Annotated in this window: 21 protein-coding genes and 1 pseudogene; 13 read left to right on the top strand and 9 right to left on the bottom strand. The window is 35.4% G+C overall.

Annotated features, from left to right (window positions below):
- The gene (locus tag H0173_RS09390) at positions 1-171 is read right to left on the bottom strand and encodes a hypothetical protein (protein ID WP_221846091.1); all 171 of its coding nucleotides are present in this window, start codon (positions 169-171) and stop codon (positions 1-3) included.
- A gap of 176 nt (positions 172-347) precedes the next feature.
- On the opposite strand from H0173_RS09390, the gene H0173_RS09385 reads away from it, so the two are divergent.
- From H0173_RS09385 to H0173_RS09370, 4 genes are all read left to right on the top strand, one after another.
- The gene (locus tag H0173_RS09385) at positions 348-1,217 is read left to right on the top strand and encodes an ATP-binding protein (RefSeq protein WP_221846090.1); all 870 of its coding nucleotides are present in this window, start codon (positions 348-350) and stop codon (positions 1,215-1,217) included.
- A 69-nt stretch (positions 1,218-1,286) separates the two neighbouring features.
- Positions 1,287-1,850: a hypothetical protein gene (locus tag H0173_RS09380; RefSeq protein WP_221846089.1), complete on the top strand. Its 564-nt coding sequence runs from the start codon at positions 1,287-1,289 to the stop codon at positions 1,848-1,850.
- Positions 1,851-2,059: 209 nt separating this feature from the next.
- Positions 2,060-2,227 carry a hypothetical protein gene (locus tag H0173_RS09375; RefSeq protein ID WP_221846088.1) on the top strand — a complete coding sequence of 56 codons (168 nt, stop codon included), beginning with the start codon at positions 2,060-2,062 and terminating at the stop codon, positions 2,225-2,227.
- Between the two features lie 73 nt (positions 2,228-2,300).
- On the top strand, positions 2,301-2,729 hold the full coding sequence (locus tag H0173_RS09370; RefSeq protein WP_221846087.1) for a hypothetical protein: 429 nt from the start codon (positions 2,301-2,303) through the stop codon (positions 2,727-2,729).
- A 161-nt stretch (positions 2,730-2,890) separates the two neighbouring features.
- Here H0173_RS09370 and H0173_RS09365 read toward each other — a convergent pair whose 3' ends face one another.
- On the bottom strand, positions 2,891-3,247 hold the full coding sequence (locus H0173_RS09365; protein ID WP_221846086.1) for a YhjD family protein: 357 nt from the start codon (positions 3,245-3,247) through the stop codon (positions 2,891-2,893).
- Positions 3,248-3,577: a YolD-like family protein gene (locus H0173_RS09360; RefSeq protein WP_221846085.1), complete on the bottom strand. Its 330-nt coding sequence runs from the start codon at positions 3,575-3,577 to the stop codon at positions 3,248-3,250.
- Positions 3,578-3,680: 103 nt separating this feature from the next.
- Here H0173_RS09360 and H0173_RS09355 point away from each other — a divergent pair, with 103 nt between their 5' ends.
- Both H0173_RS09355 and H0173_RS09350 read left to right on the top strand, forming a co-directional pair.
- Entirely contained in the window at positions 3,681-3,899 is a 219-nt protein-coding gene (locus H0173_RS09355; RefSeq protein ID WP_221846084.1) for a hypothetical protein, read from the top strand.
- 2 nt (positions 3,900-3,901) lie between these two features.
- Entirely contained in the window at positions 3,902-4,141 is a 240-nt protein-coding gene (locus H0173_RS09350; RefSeq protein WP_221846083.1) for a YolD-like family protein, read from the top strand.
- 31 nt (positions 4,142-4,172) lie between these two features.
- Here H0173_RS09350 and H0173_RS09345 read toward each other — a convergent pair whose 3' ends face one another.
- Positions 4,173-4,370: a helix-turn-helix transcriptional regulator gene (locus tag H0173_RS09345; protein WP_221846082.1), complete on the bottom strand. Its 198-nt coding sequence runs from the start codon at positions 4,368-4,370 to the stop codon at positions 4,173-4,175.
- 257 nt (positions 4,371-4,627) lie between these two features.
- Here H0173_RS09345 and H0173_RS09340 point away from each other — a divergent pair, with 257 nt between their 5' ends.
- Genes H0173_RS09340 through H0173_RS09330 form a run of 3 tightly spaced genes read left to right on the top strand, consistent with a single transcriptional unit; the run spans position 4,628 to position 6,853 of the window.
- Positions 4,628-5,926 carry an FtsK/SpoIIIE domain-containing protein gene (locus tag H0173_RS09340; RefSeq protein ID WP_221846081.1) on the top strand — a complete coding sequence of 433 codons (1,299 nt, stop codon included), beginning with the start codon at positions 4,628-4,630 and terminating at the stop codon, positions 5,924-5,926.
- A complete protein-coding gene (locus H0173_RS09335; RefSeq protein WP_260631108.1) occupies positions 5,874-6,443 on the top strand; it encodes a replication-relaxation family protein in 570 nt (189 codons plus the stop codon). Before H0173_RS09340 ends, H0173_RS09335 begins: the two co-directional genes overlap by 53 nt.
- Positions 6,440-6,853 carry a hypothetical protein gene (locus tag H0173_RS09330; protein ID WP_221846080.1) on the top strand — a complete coding sequence of 138 codons (414 nt, stop codon included), beginning with the start codon at positions 6,440-6,442 and terminating at the stop codon, positions 6,851-6,853. Before H0173_RS09335 ends, H0173_RS09330 begins: the two co-directional genes overlap by 4 nt.
- A gap of 670 nt (positions 6,854-7,523) precedes the next feature.
- Here H0173_RS09330 and H0173_RS22715 read toward each other — a convergent pair.
- Complete coding sequence (locus H0173_RS22715; protein ID WP_396021208.1) at positions 7,524-8,420, bottom strand: methyl-accepting chemotaxis protein; 897 nt, start codon at positions 8,418-8,420, stop codon at positions 7,524-7,526.
- 48 nt (positions 8,421-8,468) lie between these two features.
- Positions 8,469-9,257 (bottom strand): annotated as a pseudogene (locus H0173_RS22710) (MCP four helix bundle domain-containing protein); the annotation flags it as partial.
- 352 nt (positions 9,258-9,609) lie between these two features.
- Between H0173_RS22710 and H0173_RS09320 the strand changes: the two are divergent.
- Entirely contained in the window at positions 9,610-10,107 is a 498-nt protein-coding gene (locus H0173_RS09320; RefSeq protein WP_221846078.1) for a YehS family protein, read from the top strand.
- A gap of 536 nt (positions 10,108-10,643) precedes the next feature.
- On the opposite strand, the gene H0173_RS09315 is transcribed toward H0173_RS09320, so the two are convergent.
- Positions 10,644-11,531, bottom strand: a complete 888-nt coding sequence (locus tag H0173_RS09315) for a hypothetical protein (protein ID WP_221846077.1) — start codon at positions 11,529-11,531, stop codon at positions 10,644-10,646.
- A gap of 242 nt (positions 11,532-11,773) precedes the next feature.
- Between H0173_RS09315 and H0173_RS09310 the strand changes: the two genes are divergently transcribed.
- Both H0173_RS09310 and H0173_RS09305 read left to right on the top strand, forming a co-directional pair.
- Positions 11,774-12,091 carry a PadR family transcriptional regulator gene (locus H0173_RS09310; RefSeq protein WP_221846076.1) on the top strand — a complete coding sequence of 106 codons (318 nt, stop codon included), beginning with the start codon at positions 11,774-11,776 and terminating at the stop codon, positions 12,089-12,091.
- Positions 12,088-12,624 carry a DUF2812 domain-containing protein gene (locus H0173_RS09305; RefSeq protein ID WP_221846075.1) on the top strand — a complete coding sequence of 179 codons (537 nt, stop codon included), beginning with the start codon at positions 12,088-12,090 and terminating at the stop codon, positions 12,622-12,624. Before H0173_RS09310 ends, H0173_RS09305 begins: the two co-directional genes overlap by 4 nt.
- 157 nt (positions 12,625-12,781) lie before the next feature.
- Here the strand turns inward: H0173_RS09305 and H0173_RS09300 are convergent, their stop codons facing one another.
- Positions 12,782-13,978: a DUF418 domain-containing protein gene (locus tag H0173_RS09300; protein WP_221846074.1), complete on the bottom strand. Its 1,197-nt coding sequence runs from the start codon at positions 13,976-13,978 to the stop codon at positions 12,782-12,784.
- Between the two features lie 355 nt (positions 13,979-14,333).
- Entirely contained in the window at positions 14,334-15,560 is a 1,227-nt protein-coding gene (locus H0173_RS09295) for an MFS transporter (protein ID WP_221846073.1), read from the bottom strand.
- Between the two features lie 105 nt (positions 15,561-15,665).
- Between H0173_RS09295 and H0173_RS09290 the strand changes: the two genes are divergently transcribed.
- Positions 15,666-17,441, top strand: coding sequence for an SgrR family transcriptional regulator (locus H0173_RS09290; RefSeq protein WP_221846072.1), 1,776 nt, complete (start codon positions 15,666-15,668; stop codon positions 17,439-17,441).
- Positions 17,442-17,576 lie beyond the last annotated feature (135 nt).

Below are 17,576 nucleotides of genomic sequence, written 5' to 3'. Positions count from 1 at the left end.
TCACTTGAGAGGGGCTTCTTTTCGTACTGCTTTTTTAGCTTTTGCAATTGTCTCTTTAAAGGTTTTTCCTTTTGCGTTTACTGCAAATGTCTTTGTTGCAGCATAAACCGTCACTTCGTCCTTAGTTGCAAAAATATGATATGTTACACCCTTCTCCCTAAATGCAAGCATTCCTATCCCTCCTGCCTATATATTAGCTATTCAGGAAGAAAGTCCTTGTGACGGTATTGTGAATTAGAATGAATCCTCCAAAAGTAATGGTTATTTATATTTATTTTTTAACACATTGCAAAATTGCTTTGTCGGTTTTAAAATTAATTTATGACATTAGACTAGGAGATTTAATAATGGACTTAATTTTCCCTGAATACTTAAATTCTAAAGAAATGGAAAAGGTGCTATTTTCGTTACAGGGTAGTGACGGAAATTTTAATGTGGTTGATTTAAGCAAGATTAATTTTATCTTTCCCTATGGTTTAAATATGTTGTTGCATATTATGGAGGAAATAGAGGCTTTTAATACTATTAAGTTTCCAAATGAGAAAATAATGTCGTATTTAATTAGAATGGGTTTTTTTGAAAAACTAAAGGAATCATGGGATTTGACAGAAGAAATACTATATGATATTTCATTACATGAAAGAGGGATAAATTCTGATAATAAAACTCTATTAGAATTAACTCGAATCTCTCACTTCTCTCATGTTTTTCCTGTATTACATACAATCGAAGAAAAAGTTAGCAGTATCTTGAAGGAACAATTACATTATACTTCTCAAGAAATAAAGAAGTTTAAAGATATATTAGATGAACTATGTCAAAATATTAGTAGGCACAGCAAATCACACGGATATGTATCGGTACAGTATGTCCCTTATTATTTCACACAAAACAGAATAAAATATAACTGGCCTGTTAAAATAGGTATTACAGATTGTGGAATTGGATTTGCAGAGACTTACGATAATGTATTCAGCGACAAAGAAGCAATATATCAAGCTGTCATTGAAAACAAATCTAGTAAATCAAAAGGGGGAATGGGTTTTAAGTATATAAAGAGCTATGTTTCTGAATTTGGAGGAGAATTATTTATAAGATCTGGGGGAGCAAGTTATTATCAAGATGGGAAAAAAGGAAACTACGAAATAAATTCGGATATCTCCTTTTTTAAGGGATGTCAAATTGATATAACTCTACCAACAAAACTAAGTAGTTGACATTTCTTCTACTAGATTATAATATTAGTTCATAGAGTTTTATGTTTTTTCTAAAAGGGGGGTGTGGTTATGAGAGTGATAGATGTTTCTGCAATTACAAAAGAAGTTTTTAACACAAATTTATTTGTAACTCGCGAGTTCGGACAACACTTAACGCCACGGTTTGAAGAAGTAATAAATAGTACGATAGAAAATGTATTTGTTTTTGATTTTTCTAATGTGCTCTATATTGACTTTTCCTGCCCCCATGAAGTATTCGGTCATATAATCCCGATATTAAAAGAGAACCCTGAAAGATTTGTTTTTTTAACTGGGCTTAATCCAAGCAAGAGAGAAAATATTGATATTGCATTATCTGAGGATAAAATTGCAATGATTGAAATTATTGATAGTATGGTCCAGATAAGAGGACATTTGCCTGATTATCTAGGAGATATATTTAGCCGTTTGATTAATAGCAATGCTGAGTTAACTGCAAGACAACTTGCAGATGAAAATAATACAAAAATTAGCACAGCGAGTTCAAAACTTTTGGCACTATGGAAGCAAGGTTTAATTGACAGAGATGAAGTAATAAGTGAAGAGGGAAAACAATTTAAATATAAATCAGTGAGGTCGTTGTTGGAGAGTTAGTCTCCTTTTTCTCAATAAGGGTTTTTAGAAAAAAAAGCAAAGGGTGATGAAAAATGGACAAAAAAAATAGCCCATACGAAGGGCCGACGTAAATCTTACGTAGCAATGTGATTGTCGCTACATTATACATTAATTTTGGCGAATTAATATATATAATGTATCACTAAGAACGGTCCTTTGTAAATACATTTGCAAAGGAATTGATAAAAATGGAAAAACAAAAATTGAAATGGTCTGAATATCATCAGAGTTTTGGAATTTTTAGAGCTTGGAGAAAACATCCAAAGACCCAGCAAATTTTGTGGGCAAGGGCTTATGGGAAAAAAGCTTGGTTTATCCCAATTGGTGAATTAGAAAACGAAGAAACTACTAATTAATGGCTTAAAAACATATCCTGAGCGACACAGGATATTCGTTTATCTAAATTCACAAATATTGGAGGAAATTGAGATGATTCTAGAAACATATACTAATAGACCTGGTAAAACTTTAGCAAGCGTTATTTTACTTCTTCTCGGAGCCTATACATTTTTCTTTCATCAAGAAGTCCAAGTTGAGAGCATTGAGAGTTTTATTTCAATAGTGACTGAAGCTAGTAATGATATGAAAAAAATCCTTATGACCTGGGGCTTGAACTTGTTGTGTGCAATGGGTTATGTCCTACTTGGAGCTGGTTGGCTTAAAGATGTATTTATTTATAATTACTTAGATAATTATCCAGATCAGAGTAGGTTTATTTGCTTTTTAATGAGCATGTTATGTTTTGGAATATCATGGGTTTTCATTAGTTTTATTTTTACTAAATTAATTGGAATAGTTATTGTTACAGTACTTTCAGCAATCGTTATTTATGGTAATTCAGACGACAGAAGAAGGTAATGATTATTAAAGCCCCTTGTTGGGGCTTTTTGTCTTCAGAAGTATCTAACTTTATAATAAATTCATTCTACCGTTGAAACACTACCCCTCATGCCCGCCAACCAACTTACTTCGATGCAAAGCAGTTCAAGCACCTATAAAGAAACAGTCCTCAAATTTTTTCAGTAGCGTTTATACAAATAGATCTCTAATAATTCCTGGACCTTGTTCCGGATTCGAGGATTAAAATAATTATGCTGCTCCTCATACCCCTTATAAAAGAATACAAATTGTGTAAACGTGTCATCATGGCCAATTTGTTGAAGATTCATATTACCTTTCCGCATTTTTTCTTTTACTTCCTTCAAATTTCTTTGAACTGCTTTAATAGTTTCTTCTACCAAGTTTATGTAAGGTTGCTTAAGTTTAAAAGGAGCCTTTTCTATTACCAGTCGATCACGTTCAAGGACAGTTAAAAGCATTGGTAAATACATTGCCTGCTCGATGATATCTCGGTCATCACTGGGTATCCTTGTCATTTAAATCCTCTCTACGGCAGTAATATCACTGATCATAATCTGTTCCATAAAGTTTTCAGTCTCTAATAGTATGTGCTTCATTATTGGATCAACCTTGCTAACTACCCCTAAATAATGTTTAAAATAGCCGTGATTCCAAACTGTAACCTTTATTAGTAGTGCATAATTAAGCGAATCCATGATCATGATTCCTATTTCTTCATATTCTTGTTCGTCTAGGATAGGCTTTTTCTGTTTACGGCCATCAAGCTCAAGTTTTTTAAGCATGGAAACATGTTCAGGCATAAAAAAAGCGGACTGCCATTTGATTTTTCCTCTATCACGAATCATAAGTCCATCTCCTTCATGTACATTATATGCGAACGTTAGTTCTTTATTCAATTGAAAACGAACAAAAGTTCGTGTAAAATGATAATAAAGGAGGTCGGATTGGATGAGAAGTATACTATTAAAGGCAGCATCAAGTGGCGAATTATTAGAAATGATATATCAGGACTGTAAGGGGAGCATTAGTCAGCGTGGAATTAAGGTTTTATCAGTAAAAGAGGAGTCATTTAGAGCATATTGCTACATTCGTAAGCAGCAGAGGACCTTTAAAATAAGTAACATCTTATCGGTTGGACCAGTACGAAGTATGAGGAGAGGTGCGTAATTATGGCTAAAGATAAGAAAAAAAGACCGACAAGAGACGAGTTTGAGCTAGAAGAGATTGGCAATACACTTGTTGAGGCGCATAATGAAAAATCAGAAGTAATATTAGATGTTTGGGAAAAAGAGACGGTTCAAGGAAATATTATTAAGATGGATAGCCGTACAAGATTAATTCATATTGAAAAGAACTCAGAGATTACTAAGGTTCCATTTATGGACATAATGAAAGTATCTGTATTATAAAGTGGAGCTCCTCTTATTTGAGGAGCTTTATTTAGTCCACCATATCTCCCCATAGGTTTTCTACTGTTTCATTTAATACCCTTGCTATCTTGATTGCTATTGGTAAAGTGGGTACAGACTTTCCCCTTACAATTAAACTGAAAGCTCCTCTTGATACCCCAGCCTTTTCAGCGATAAACCCTTGTTTCAATCCGCGTTCTTTAATAATTTTAGCTAACTTAGTCTCCATATTTATATCACCTATTTTAATATTCGCTTAAAAAATGGCTTGTCCTTTAAAAATTTTAGTTATAGGACAAGCAAATGCCTAAATAGACATATACCAATACATCACAATATTCGTTATCTATATTCGTTCTTAATTTCGTTACCTGAACAGGTAAGTGAAGCTTATAAGTTCAATATTAGTAATGGTCACAGTTTTGTTTTCGTTATTCGTATTCAGTGAAACTATTTATTACTAAATAATAAATAAGGGGTGATGAAATGCTGTTTGAAATACTCTCGACTTCAGCCGCCGCTGCATTAGTTGGAATCAGTTATTTAAAACGAACAGAATTGGATGATGGGGAGAAAATTAAAAAAATCTCACTTAATTGTGGTCTTTATATTAAGGAGGGGAAGGAGCTTAAAACGATACAGTTATATAGAAAGAAAAAACATGAATGGGGAACTGAATATATTTATCGGATCCCATTAGGATTATCTTTTAGTGATTTTGAGAAGAGGAAAGATCATCTTAGGGATGGGCTAAACAATAGAAAGGGAACGATTGAATTTAAATCATTTACTCAAATAAAACTAAAAAGCAATCCAATTAGGCAAATAAAAGACATATATGAGAACAGGTATGTATCTGAAAAGGATGTCGAGCTTAGTTATGATGGAATGTTGCATATCAAAGTTTTAGATCGCCATATGCCTTCAAAGATAATATTTGATGAAAGTATGTTAAAGCAATGTATTGATTGGGAAGTTCCACTTGGGGAAACGAGATATGGCTTTATAAATCACAATATGGAAAGAGGGCATATAACTTTAGCCGGGGCAACAAGAAAAGGGAAAACGGTATTATTAAAACTTATTATTTCATCTTTAATCAATCAGCAACCAGATAATACAAAGCTGACGCTCATTGATCTGAAAGGCGGCCTAGCATTTACTCGTTTTAGGAATGCCAAACAAGTAATAGAGGTTGCAACAAATTTAGATGAAGCTTTATCAACGTTATTAAAGGTAAAAAATGAAATGGAGCAAATGAAAGGGTGGTTTGATAAAAATGGATCAGAAGACATTAAAGAAGCTGGGATTGATATTAGACATTTCATTATTATTGATGAAGCAGCACAAATCTCGCCAAACATCATCACAGGGAAAGAAGAGAAGGAAAAAGCCCGCAAGTGTGAAGAAGCGCTCTCGGAAATAGCTAGAATTGGGGCTGGGTTAGGTTACAGACTCATTTATTGCAGCCAATATCCAACCGCAGATGTTATGAATAAACAAATTAAGCAGAATTGTGATACAGTCATTACTTATAAGTTGAGAGATGCCATTGCTTCAAGAGTAGTACTTGATGAATCGGGGGCTGAAAAACTTGAAGTACCTGGTAGAGCAATTTATAAGACTCCTGATGGTGTTCAAATAGTTCAAACTCCATTTATTGAAAATGAACAAATAGAAAAAATTATTACTCCTCATATAGTTATCAAACCACGAAAGGAGGATTTAACCATTGAAAAAACAGCAAAGAGTGGAGGAAATACTTTTAAGCTTGAAGAAATATGATTATCTTTCAAGGGTGCAATTACAGAAACTGCACGACTTAGGCCAAACTCGAAATGCTCAACGGATCCTTAGCAATATGAAAGAATTTATCTCTCATTTTAACGAAGATAGGAAGAAAATCTATTATTTAAATGCTAACGGTCGCGAAATTGTTCAGGCAGATAAGATTCGTAAGAAAACACCTCAAGTAAATCACTATTTAATGAGGAATGATTTATATATATCAATGGGCCGCCCCTCAAGTTGGAAGAACGAAGTAAAAGTATCCGTAAATGACATAACCCTCGTAGCAGATGCAGCCTACATTTATAATAAACTCCATCATTTTATAGAAATTGACTATAAACAATCGATGTCCAAAAATATTCAAAAAATAAGAAAATACAAAAAGTTATCAACATATAATCCACAATTTGTATTAGTTTGGGTTACGACGACTCCATATAGAAAAAAGAGATTGGAACAGTTATGTGATGGACTTATGTTCAAAACTTATTTATGGGAGGAATTGCAATGAGGGCTCAAACAATGTCAGTCAGTGAATTTTTGTCTGGTGATTTCCGGCATGCTAAGAAAAAGAAGAACGTAGGAAAATTACTTCAAAGAGTGGGGACGACTATTGTCATTCCGTTAGTTATGGCTAAACCGGTATTTGCAGCCGAAGCAGTTCCAGTTACTGCAAAAGAATGGATGGGGGAACAAACACTTTCTATGTTAGCTCATGTATTGGATCCGGTAGTGGATATACTAGTTGCGCTTAGCTTCCCAATTGCTTCAGTCATAATCGTTGGAGCCTGCTTCATGTTTATGTTTAATAATGCTGAAAAAGGGTGGACCATGATCCAAAATGCTGGATTAGGTTATGTACTAATTCAAGTTTCTCCATTAATATTAAATGTTTTAAAACAAGTGGGGCATGCGATTTAAAATTGACCACATGACCACACTCTTTACCACAAAATCGCTAAAAGATGCTGAAAATCTATGAATATATTATTCTATTGATTAGGATGAAACACTCTTATAATCTCAGGTATAAAATACTGCGAAAATGTGCGAAATCGGCAACCACAAACGATGCATTGTGAAGCAGTTGCGAGACTAGAACTTAAATAAAATGGAGTTTTTTAAGTTTGGTGCTAGGTCCCCAGTACGGTAATAGTTTACTGGGGGACTGGCACCTTTTTTAGGAATATTATTATTACTGTCTCTTATCATCATTGAATTTGTGAAACTAAAAATTAAATGAATTTAATCTTTTGTGTCATACTCGCTCCTATCCCATCAATAATCACTCATCTACTCCTTTCCCATTCATATAGCCTGCTGATTTCCTCAATGATATTGTCTGATAGATAATTTATAATTTTATGAGCGCCTATTTCCATTGCCGCCGCTAGCTTTTCGTCGGAACTTGACGTAACGATTACATTTGCTTCTAATCAATCGCTAATTATCGATGTCAAATAGGGGCTGTTTTTTTATTGAGACCGTCATCAATTTGACGGTCCCATCGGTTATATCAATGATCGTACTATATTCTTATCTAGTAAAACAGTAACATTTGGTTATACCGAAATCTCATTTAATGGTGACATTATACTTTGAACTTAGAAACGGATTCCTGAAGTTCATCAGCCAATTTGCTTAACGCAACAGCAGATGAAGTAATCTCTTCCATTGAAGCGTTCTGTTCCTCAGCCGCTGCCGCAACGTTTTGGGTATTCCCAGCTGATTGTTTAGAGATGACAGCAATTTCAGAGATCATGTTCACCATCTCTTCTGTCCCTGCATTCACTTCTTCCACAATGGCTGAAACTTCTTGTGTTTGGGCAGAAATCCCATTAATCATCTGGACAATTTCTTTGAATGATTGACCTGTTTCATTCACTTTCTTAATTCCTACGTTTACAGATTCAGTTCCTTCATTCATAGATTGTATGACATAATCAATTTCGCTTTGTATTTGTTGAATCAACTCTTGAATGGATTGTGTAGCTTCTCCAGATTGTTCTGCTAATTTGCGAACTTCATCCGCAACCACGGCAAATCCTCGTCCATGTTCACCTGCTCTTGCGGCTTCAATTGCAGCGTTTAAAGCAAGCAAATTGGTCTGTGCAGAAATCTCAGTAATTAAGCCCACAATACTGCCAATTTCATTCGACCGTTTTCCAAGCTCATTTACAATAGCTGATGTTTTCGTTACCTGCTGATGCACAGTATTCATTTGTTGTACGGTTTCCATAACGCCTAGATTTCCAAATTCAGCTTTTTGATTCGTATCTGCACTCAGATCTTTTACCGTTTGAATAGAAGCTGCTACCTGCCCCATGCCACTTGATATTTCTGTTACCACTTGATTGGCTTGTTCTGTATGATCTACTTGTTGTTCAGACCCGTTGGCTACTTCTTGTATGGCATCCGTAATTTGTTCTGTAGCTTTCGTCGTTTGTTCTGTGCTTGCTAACAATTCCTCTGATGAGGCTGCCACCATTTCAGATGTTGCACTAACTTGTCGGATTAAATTCGCTAAGCTCGTCCCCATCTGATTAAATGCCTTTGCTAAATCCCCTAGTTCATCTCTGTTTTTAACCATGACAGGATCCACTGTTAAATTACCATCTGCTACTTGTTTAACAACTTCAGAGATTTTGTCTAGCGGTTTTGTAATCATTCTCGACACAAAGTAAGAGATAGATAGTCCAGCAAATATCGCAATGATCAGTAAAATTATGCTTTGCGTTCTTCCATTTGCATACATCTCATCCCCATCTTTACTTGCCTTAACGCTATTATCCATATTAATATGTACAAGCTTATCTAACTCAAGTTGCATACTCTCAGATAGTTCTCTTGATTGTTTTATAATTTCAATCAGCTTATTTCCATTATCTGAACCAGCACCATTGATAATGTCCATTTTTCTGCCTATATCAATGAATGATCGATGTAGATTAACATACTTGGTCCATTTTCCAACTAATTCATTGAAGTGTTTAAGATCCTCATCAAGGATAATCGTTTTTTCATAAACTCCTAATAAACGATTAACTTCTTTTATATCTGCATTCATGTTTTCCTCAAATTTATCCATTTGCGCAGCATTTGGTTCAAGCGTAAAGCGATATTCCAATGTAGCTAGATTTTCTGTTAAATAGTTAATATCGTTAATAGCATTAATAGCAGGCAACCAAGTTTCTGCAATTTCTGTCGATTTTTCATTAATATTTTTCATTTTAATAATGGATAGCCATCCTAAAGAACCCATCAAAATTAAGATAGATAGAAAGCCAAAATATAATTTCTTGCCAACTGAGAATCTAATCTTCATGATTATTCTGCCCCTTTTTAATAGCATGATTGATAGTTAATACTGCTAGAATTAAATCGCAATCCTTAAAATTTAATACACGAATTCGCTTCAATTTCTTAACTACTCTTTATTTTCTAACTATTTTTTATTCTAACATAAAAACGACATTTCTTTCACTGGGACACGACAAGAATTACCATCACTCGGCATATTTGGTATTTCAGTTAATATTTTTTGATTCTTAATCTCACTGAACCCCTTTTTTCCAAGTCACCAAAGACTTTTTTGATATCTGAATTACGATGAGGTAGTATTAGATTAGTCAATTGGGACAGAGGATTGACGCTAATTTTTTTTATGGAGGCCTATTGTGGATAATAACGATATATTAATTCGATTGAGATATGCTTTAGAAATAAAAAATAAAGAAATGGCAGAGATCTTTAAACTTGGGGGAGTGGATGTAACCGTTCCGGAAGTAATAAAGATACTCACAAAATCAGATGAGGACGAGGACGAAAATGATGATAGAATCAAATGTAATAACTCTATGTTTGATTCATTTTTAAATGGTTTTATTATTTATAAAAGAGGAAAACAAGAGCCCAAACCAGGGCAGCCAGCTACGCCGGAACCGTCTATAAAGAAAAGTGTAAATGTTAATAATCTCCTGTTAAAGAAAGTAAAAATAGCATTAGAGTTAACGACTGAGGATATGCTGGATATATTCGAAAATGCAGGAATCACGGTTACAAAAGGGGAACTGGGCGCTTTATTAAGAAAAGAAGGGCATAAGAATTACAAAGAGTGCGGAGATAAATATGCTAGGAATTTCTTAAAAGGATTGGCGATCAAATACAGGGGATGACATGAAATTAATCTCTAAAGCCACCTAAAAATAGTATTACTTTTAAATTATTGATAATGGTATTATTTAACAGTAAGATTATCATTTAGGAGGCTTTTATCGATTGGATAATAAAGTTTATAATTAAACATTGCTAATTAATCTTGAGGGAGAAAATAGAATTGATTAAACAATGGTTTATTTTACTGCTTTATTATTCAATATTTGGATTAGTGCTCAGCCCTTTATATTTCCTCGTGTTATTTATATCAGTAATGGCTACTGATTCCGGCACAGATGAAGCACAACAGGCCGGATCCATTATTTTGAATATCGGTGCTTTTTTAGTTACTTCAATTCCATTATTAATTTCTCTAATGGTTTTTAAGAATATTAGAGCGGGGTTTAAGTTGATATTCGGTATCATAATCATATTTATTATAGAACTAATAATTTATTTAGAGAGTTATCACACTAATATCTTTTATAATATTTATAAATTGATATTTTGAGTTTGGTGCCAGTCCTCACAGTACGGGGGGACTGGCACTTTTTTTCTAAAACTGCACCTCAATCGGATTGCTTTCTACAATCTCTTCCACTTCCTCATATCCGGGTAAAAATGCAAAGTTATAGCGGGCAGGCAAAGCAAAGACGTACTTCTCATTTCGTGCCAATTCTTTTGGTCCAATCGGAGCTGCGCCTATATGGAATTTTTCAGCCTTTATGGATTCCCACTGGTCAATCGTAAAGATCATGATCGGGATATCTTGGCGTGGATGTTCCGAAGTCCATTCAGGATGGCGGATTAATAGCATTGGTCCTTTTTCAATTACCTTCCCATTCGCTTCACCGACCCACTCGTCCTCAACAACTGAATAATCCTTCCAACTAACCGGAAGCTTAAAGTGGAAACCGTATTTATCGTTTACATAGACAATCGAATTGCCATTTTCGCCTTGACTTATTTTTACACTAGTAATCATCCACTGTTTCCCGACCTTTTCCACAATTAATTGAATGGGTCTTCGATCGGCTACCTCTGTATTCGTAACTTCAATGATTTCACCTTTTACCGAATATTTTTGGTCTGATTGTTTCTGGGTCTCTGTAATATCGATACGATCTGGCCAAGGACTGGATGTTAGTCTCCCTGGGGCATTTTGCGGGTCTTTCAACCACTGCTTTATCAACTCCGGAGAAACGATACCACCATAATTTTCTTTCATGCTTTTTTCCAATTCCGTTTTAGGTCCTAATAAAGAAACGTTTTGGAGTTTATCCCCAAATTTATCAACTAGGCTTATTACCAGTTCCTCAACAGATTCATTTGTTTCGGCTGGACTTTGTTCTTTCTCGGATGGTCCTTCACTTGTGCTTTCCTTACTCATACATCCGAATAATGAGATGCTCAATAGAAGTAGTAAATAAATGAATTTTTTCATGAACTTCCCTCCAGTATTCCGTATATATTTTTAGACGTCATGAGTTAGTTTTTGTTACTTTCATTTTTTTAGTAATAAAAAAGGTCTAATTGTTTATTAGAGTTTTAGTACCTGTCCTTTACTTTGGTAATAATACCATTTATAGGATTATGATCCTTTTTTAGTATTGACGACTATATCGGCATCTGATATATTTATTATATCGATAGACGATATAACGGTTGACGATAGGTGGTGCAGTTATGGAGGAGAATTCTCCGTTGACAGAAGGAGTTTATTATATTCTTTTAGCGCTTTATGAGCCGCGGCACGGATACGGAATTATGCAGTTTGTCTCTGGATTAAGCAGTGGTCGTGTCGAGCTTGGAGCCGGAACTATCTATGGAGCGATTAAAACATTGGTTAAGCGAAAATGGATCGCTCCATTGGATGAAGATGGGCGAAGAAAAGAGTATGTGATCACAGATACAGGTAAGTTCATGGTTGAACATGAAATTAAACGACTTCGAGAGCTATATAATAACGGGTTGAAGATTACGAAGGGAGAGAGTTTGCTGTGAAGAAAGTGTTGTATCGCTTTTTTTTAGATTACGAAAAAGAAGAGAAATGGGTTAATGAACGGGCAGCGGAAGGCTGGCATTTAGAGAAATTTTCTCTCGGACGTTTCGTTTTCACAAAAGGAGAGCCCGGAACGTATATTTTTCGCAATGAATTTATCCGAATGACTTCAAGTGAGAAAGAGGATTATTTTGATTTTTTAAAGGACAGCGGGATTACGATCATTAATGAATGGGGTGGTTGGGTGTATATGAAAAAAGCAGCAGCCGAAGGTCCATTTGAAATATATACGGATAAGGAGTCAAAAATTTCCTATTATAATCGAATGTTAAGTGTTTTTTCGTTTCTCTTTTTAATTAATGCTTGGTTTGGAATTATGAATATCGGTGTTTTAGGGGATAGTGCAAGAGGCGGGAATATTAGTCCAACGATTGGTATTCTTAATATAATTGTTGCGTTGCTGATAGCGTATCCAATAATAAAGATTTATCAACGTAAAAAAGGGTTAGAAAAAGAAGACCAGTTTTTCAAATGACCAAAATTGTCTGAAACAGTTTGGGGTTTAGTGCTTGTCCTCGGTAATACTTTAATATACTAGGGGGCTGGCACTTTTTTAAATACAAATAGGGTCAGACCTCCAACCCGGTAAAGTTTCACCTAGATTGAGGACTGGCCCCGTTTCATTAAATACTTTAGCCTTTCTTAAACTGCTGTGCTTTCCCATATGTCATAACTCGCCATACCCATTCAAAAGGACCGAATTGGAATTTCTTTAACCAAAGATAGCTAAAGAGGATTTGCACGCAATAAAAGATGATTGAAAATAGGAGTCCTTGTGCTAATGATATTTTACCGAACAAACCGAACCCGTAGAATACGATAACGCCAAAGAAGGTCTGGCATAAATAATTGGTGAGCGCCATTTGGCCAACATAGCGAAATGGATTCAAAACGCGTTTCCAAAGCTGCTTTTCAAGCATGAGTGCAATGGAAACAATATAAAAAATAGATAAAGTAAATCCGGTAAAATGCAGGTAAAAATAGTTTCCTAGACTGGTCATAAATACGACTTCATCAAGCTTTGAATAATTGAAAACAATCAAAGCAAGGGGAGGAATGCTGACTAATAATGTCACAAGCTGAATGATGCGGAGTTTGCGCTTTAATTCAGTAACCCTGCGGAATAAATTGATTTTCCCTGCGTATAGACCGAGTAAAAACATTCCAAGCAAATCTGGAATCACGAATGGCTCATTTGTAATGACCTTTACTAATTCATTCGGCATCCGCCATTTCAACAATTCTGGATATGATAGGGTTGAATAGGCTTCAATCTTCTTTTCACCTTCTGCTAACGTTTCCATTCTCAGTTCTTCAGAAATATTCAAGGTTTCATCCAATTGTTCGCCAACATGCGCTAATAATGCTGATGCCCCTGTGAGGAATTGAAAGAAAAGGATGAGGGAAAGTCCCCAGATGAGGACCGTTTTTGCCTTCCGGCGATAGAATAATAATAGGAAGAACCCGATTAATGCATAAGAATGCAAAATATCACCATACCAAAGAAAGACTAGATGCAAAATCCCGAATAGCAGCAAAGCAAACAGCCTTTTGGAAAATAGCCAGAAGACCTTCTCTCCTCTTGCCTCTGCCCGTGTCATAAAAATATAAAATCCAAGTCCAAATAAGAATGAAAAGATCGTATAAAATTTTGTTTGGATGAACATATCAAACAGCATTCGAATGGTTTTATCCACACCGGTATACACCATAAATTCGCTTCCTGTAAAGGCTGGCATGTTCACTAAAAAGATTCCTAGAATGGCAATCCCTCTTATTACATCCAAAGTCATCATTCGATCTTTCCCTAATACTGATGTTGACGACATATTTTCCCTTCCCCTCTATAGATCCTTCTTTTGTCCTCTTTTACATACGTCCTATCTCAATGAATGGTTCCCAAAAAACAATAACTGGAATTTTACCTCGAGTAAAGGATATTTTATCTCTTTGAGTGTAATCCCTCTTTTAACAATTGGATTCATGCATTGTTGCCATCCACAATTATTTAATAGAGTTACACACTATCCGATAATCGCTTCCTTAATTTTCGCGAATGGAAAAAAGAACATAGTGAGTTTCCTTGTTTAGTAGGGTGTTTTGAGAAAATGGATCATCTGTAGTGCACATCGACTCTGATCATTTCCTTCTATTTTCGAATCTGCTATCACTGAAATCATTAAGCTATTTCCAAAGCAAACTCGCACGGCAAACGATGAATATTCCAATATTTCCGAAACACGCTAAAAGAAAAACGATTGATGGACTTGCGAGTTCAGATATCCACCCTGAAGCAAAGATTGCGAATGGCATCCCTAATTTAAATAGAGAGCCGGTGATTCCGCTAATTCGTCCAATTAGGTGCTGCGGGGTGGTTTCTTGTCTAAATGTCCAAATCGAAACATTGCTAATTGTACTAAAAAGGCCGTATAACGCTAATGCAAGGCTAATCATAATGATTGAGTCGCTAATAAATAGCAAAAAGTAAGTGAATCCTAGCAATAATGTTGTTACGACCATAATCTTCCCTGTAGACCATTTATTTCGAACAAGTCCAACCATTAGGCTTCCAACCAATCCACCAAAGCCTATGGAGGATAAGAGCATGCCAAGCTCTCCATCATTCAGCTTTAATACATCTTTGGAAAAAAAGATAATAGTCGCATCCACCATTCCTGAGGTCGAATTCAAAAATACGACGGCCATAGTCACAACCCAAAGTATTTTATTTTTATAAAGCTCTTTCCATCCCTCTATAAATTCCATCCAAAATCCTTGATTTTTTATTAGCCGTGGTTCCTCCTGAGTTTTTAAAAAAAGCAAGATAACGAAGGAGAAAATCATAGCTAGAGCTGTTAACAAAAGGCCTGTATGCAGGGATGAAAACATAAGGATTATCCCTGTTAAGGCAGGCCCCATAATGCTGATAAAAGTTGTAATAAAATTAAACGATGCATTTGCAGCCGTTAAATATTCTGTTGGCAAGGATTGTTTCACTATACTCATCCGTGCGTTAAAAAAGGCATAGTTGAAAGTCATTAACAAAAATCCACAAATATAAAACATATACAGTGATACGTTTCCAGCTTCAATAGAGAAATATAACAATAGCAGAAGCCCAATTTGCAGCAGAATGGTCCAAAGACTCCATTTCTTCTTATTGGCACGATCAACTAGGACCCCGATAAACATCGCCAGAAAAAAATTAGGCAAGAACTCAATTCCTCTCATTGTCGACATGACAATAGGAGAGGCAGTGTAATGGTAAAGGATTAAAGGAAGAGCCAGCTCATAAATTTTACTTCCAAAAGAAATAACAGCCCCAGAAATAAGCAAAATGACAAAATTTGCATTCATCCATATTGGTTGTTTTCCTGCTAAAGAATTTTCTTTTCTCACAATCGGTATCATTTTTCTACTCCTTCTTTACTGCCTTGTTGGAAAAAATTATACTTTTATAAAAGGTGAAGAAAAAGAGAAAAAATCAAATGCATAATTTCGTCTTTTATAGAGGTGATGATTACGAATATCGAAGAGTATTACATAATGCTAAAGAAGCAGTATCACTTGGCTCAAGAAGGTGAATGGGTACCCATTACCATTGATGAGCTCTCAACCTTACTCTGCTGTACAAAAAGAAATACTCAATTAGTGGTTAATAAAATGAGGGAGAATGGTTTGATTGAATGGGTTCCTGGAAAGGGGAGGGGGAATAAATCCAAGTTAAGGTTTTTACAGCCCATTTCTGGACTGGCTCTTCAAAGAGCCAAGCAATATGTTAAAGAGCAAAAGATGGTGGAAGCATTTCGTCTTATCGATGAGGTGCAGATTATAAAATACGAATTTTCAGAATGGTTAACACAGCAATTTGGATTTAAAAATAATGAAGAGAAGGATATTCTCCGTTATCCATTCTATAGACCTGTTTTACGGCTTGATCCAACATTTGTAAATAGAAGAACAGAAGCAAATTTAGTTAGACAAATTTTTAATACATTGGTCAAATATGATGTAAAGAAAGGTTTGGTAATACCACAATTGGCGCATTTTTGGGAGAGCAGTGATTGTAAAACCTTTTGGAGGTTTTATCTCAGGAAAGGGGTCCGCTTTCATCATGGACGAGAAATGACGTCAGCTGATATTGTTTTTACATTCAGAAGAATAATTAGCGAATCTCCTTTTGAGAGCATAAAATATATGATTTCGGATTTGATTGCTGTGAGTAAATATGTGGTAGAAATAAGGTTGAGAGAACCAAATAGCTTGTTTCTCCTTCATTTATGCTTGGAGTCCTGTTCAATCCTGCCTTTCGACTTAAAGGAGCTTAATCAAAATCAGTCCTTTGAAAAAACTCCAATTGGGACTGGGCCTTTTCGGGTGAACAAAAACGATGAATCGCTCTTAATTCTTGAAGCCTATGATTATTATTTTGAAGGAAGGCCACATTTGGACGGCATCGAAATGTGGGTGTGGCCAGATTACAAGGGGGATTCCCATCTACTCAAACCCGAGACAAATGATATATATTTCATGGACTTCGAGATGAAGCAAGACTCATTGAAGCAAATGACGAATATTGAGCAAGGCGCTACCTATTTAACTTTTAATCTAAAAAAAGCGGGGCCATTACAAGATGCTCATTTACGGGCAGCCATTCATTACGGATTGGATCGAGAGAAACTGATAAGGGAATTGGGCAGGATTAGAGAAATTCCTGCTGTCTGCTTCTTTCCTTCTTCTAGTCAGCCGTTTAAAAATGAATATGATTTAGTCCGTGCAAAGTCGTATCTGGCCCAATCCTCCTATAGTGGAGAGACTATCCATTTATATACATATGAAATGAAAAGCAATGAAGAGAATGCTAGATGGATCGCAAATGAGCTAAGAGAGATAGGAATAGACATTCAAATTACGATCCTTCCTATTACGGAGCTGTCAAAACATGTGGTTCGTGGAGAAACGGATATGGTAGTGGCTGGAGAAGTATTTGGAGATCAAGTTGACCTTGGAATGGTAGAAATGTTTTCCTTGAGTCATGGATATATTCATAACCATTTGGGGGAGGAAGAGGAAAGAATGGTTCAATATTTTCTCTCACTTTGTAAAAAAGAAGAATCATCAGATATGCGAATGAGCTATTTAATACAACTTCAGCAAAAATTAATTGAGCAGAACCAGATTTTATTTTTATACCATACGAGACAGACGCTGCAGCATAGCCATTTACTAAACGGGGTTATACTCAATTCTTGGGGGAAGGTTGATTATCAAAACATTTGGATTAAGCGATGAAAAGGGGAAAGTGGCAAAATCCCAATGGACAAAAAGGAACCCAATTTGATAAGTGTAAAAATTTAATAAAATCGTCAAAAATCATGTGTTGTAATAGCTGGTTTTAAGTTACAATTTAAGTAAAAAAGGTGATAT

The organism is Bacillus sp. S/N-304-OC-R1, from assembly GCF_019749375.1.
Classification (GTDB): Bacteria; Bacillota; Bacilli; order Bacillales; family Cytobacillaceae; genus Cytobacillus.
Note: the sequence above shows the minus strand (reverse complement) of the source record. Positions and strands in the feature narration are given on the sequence as shown.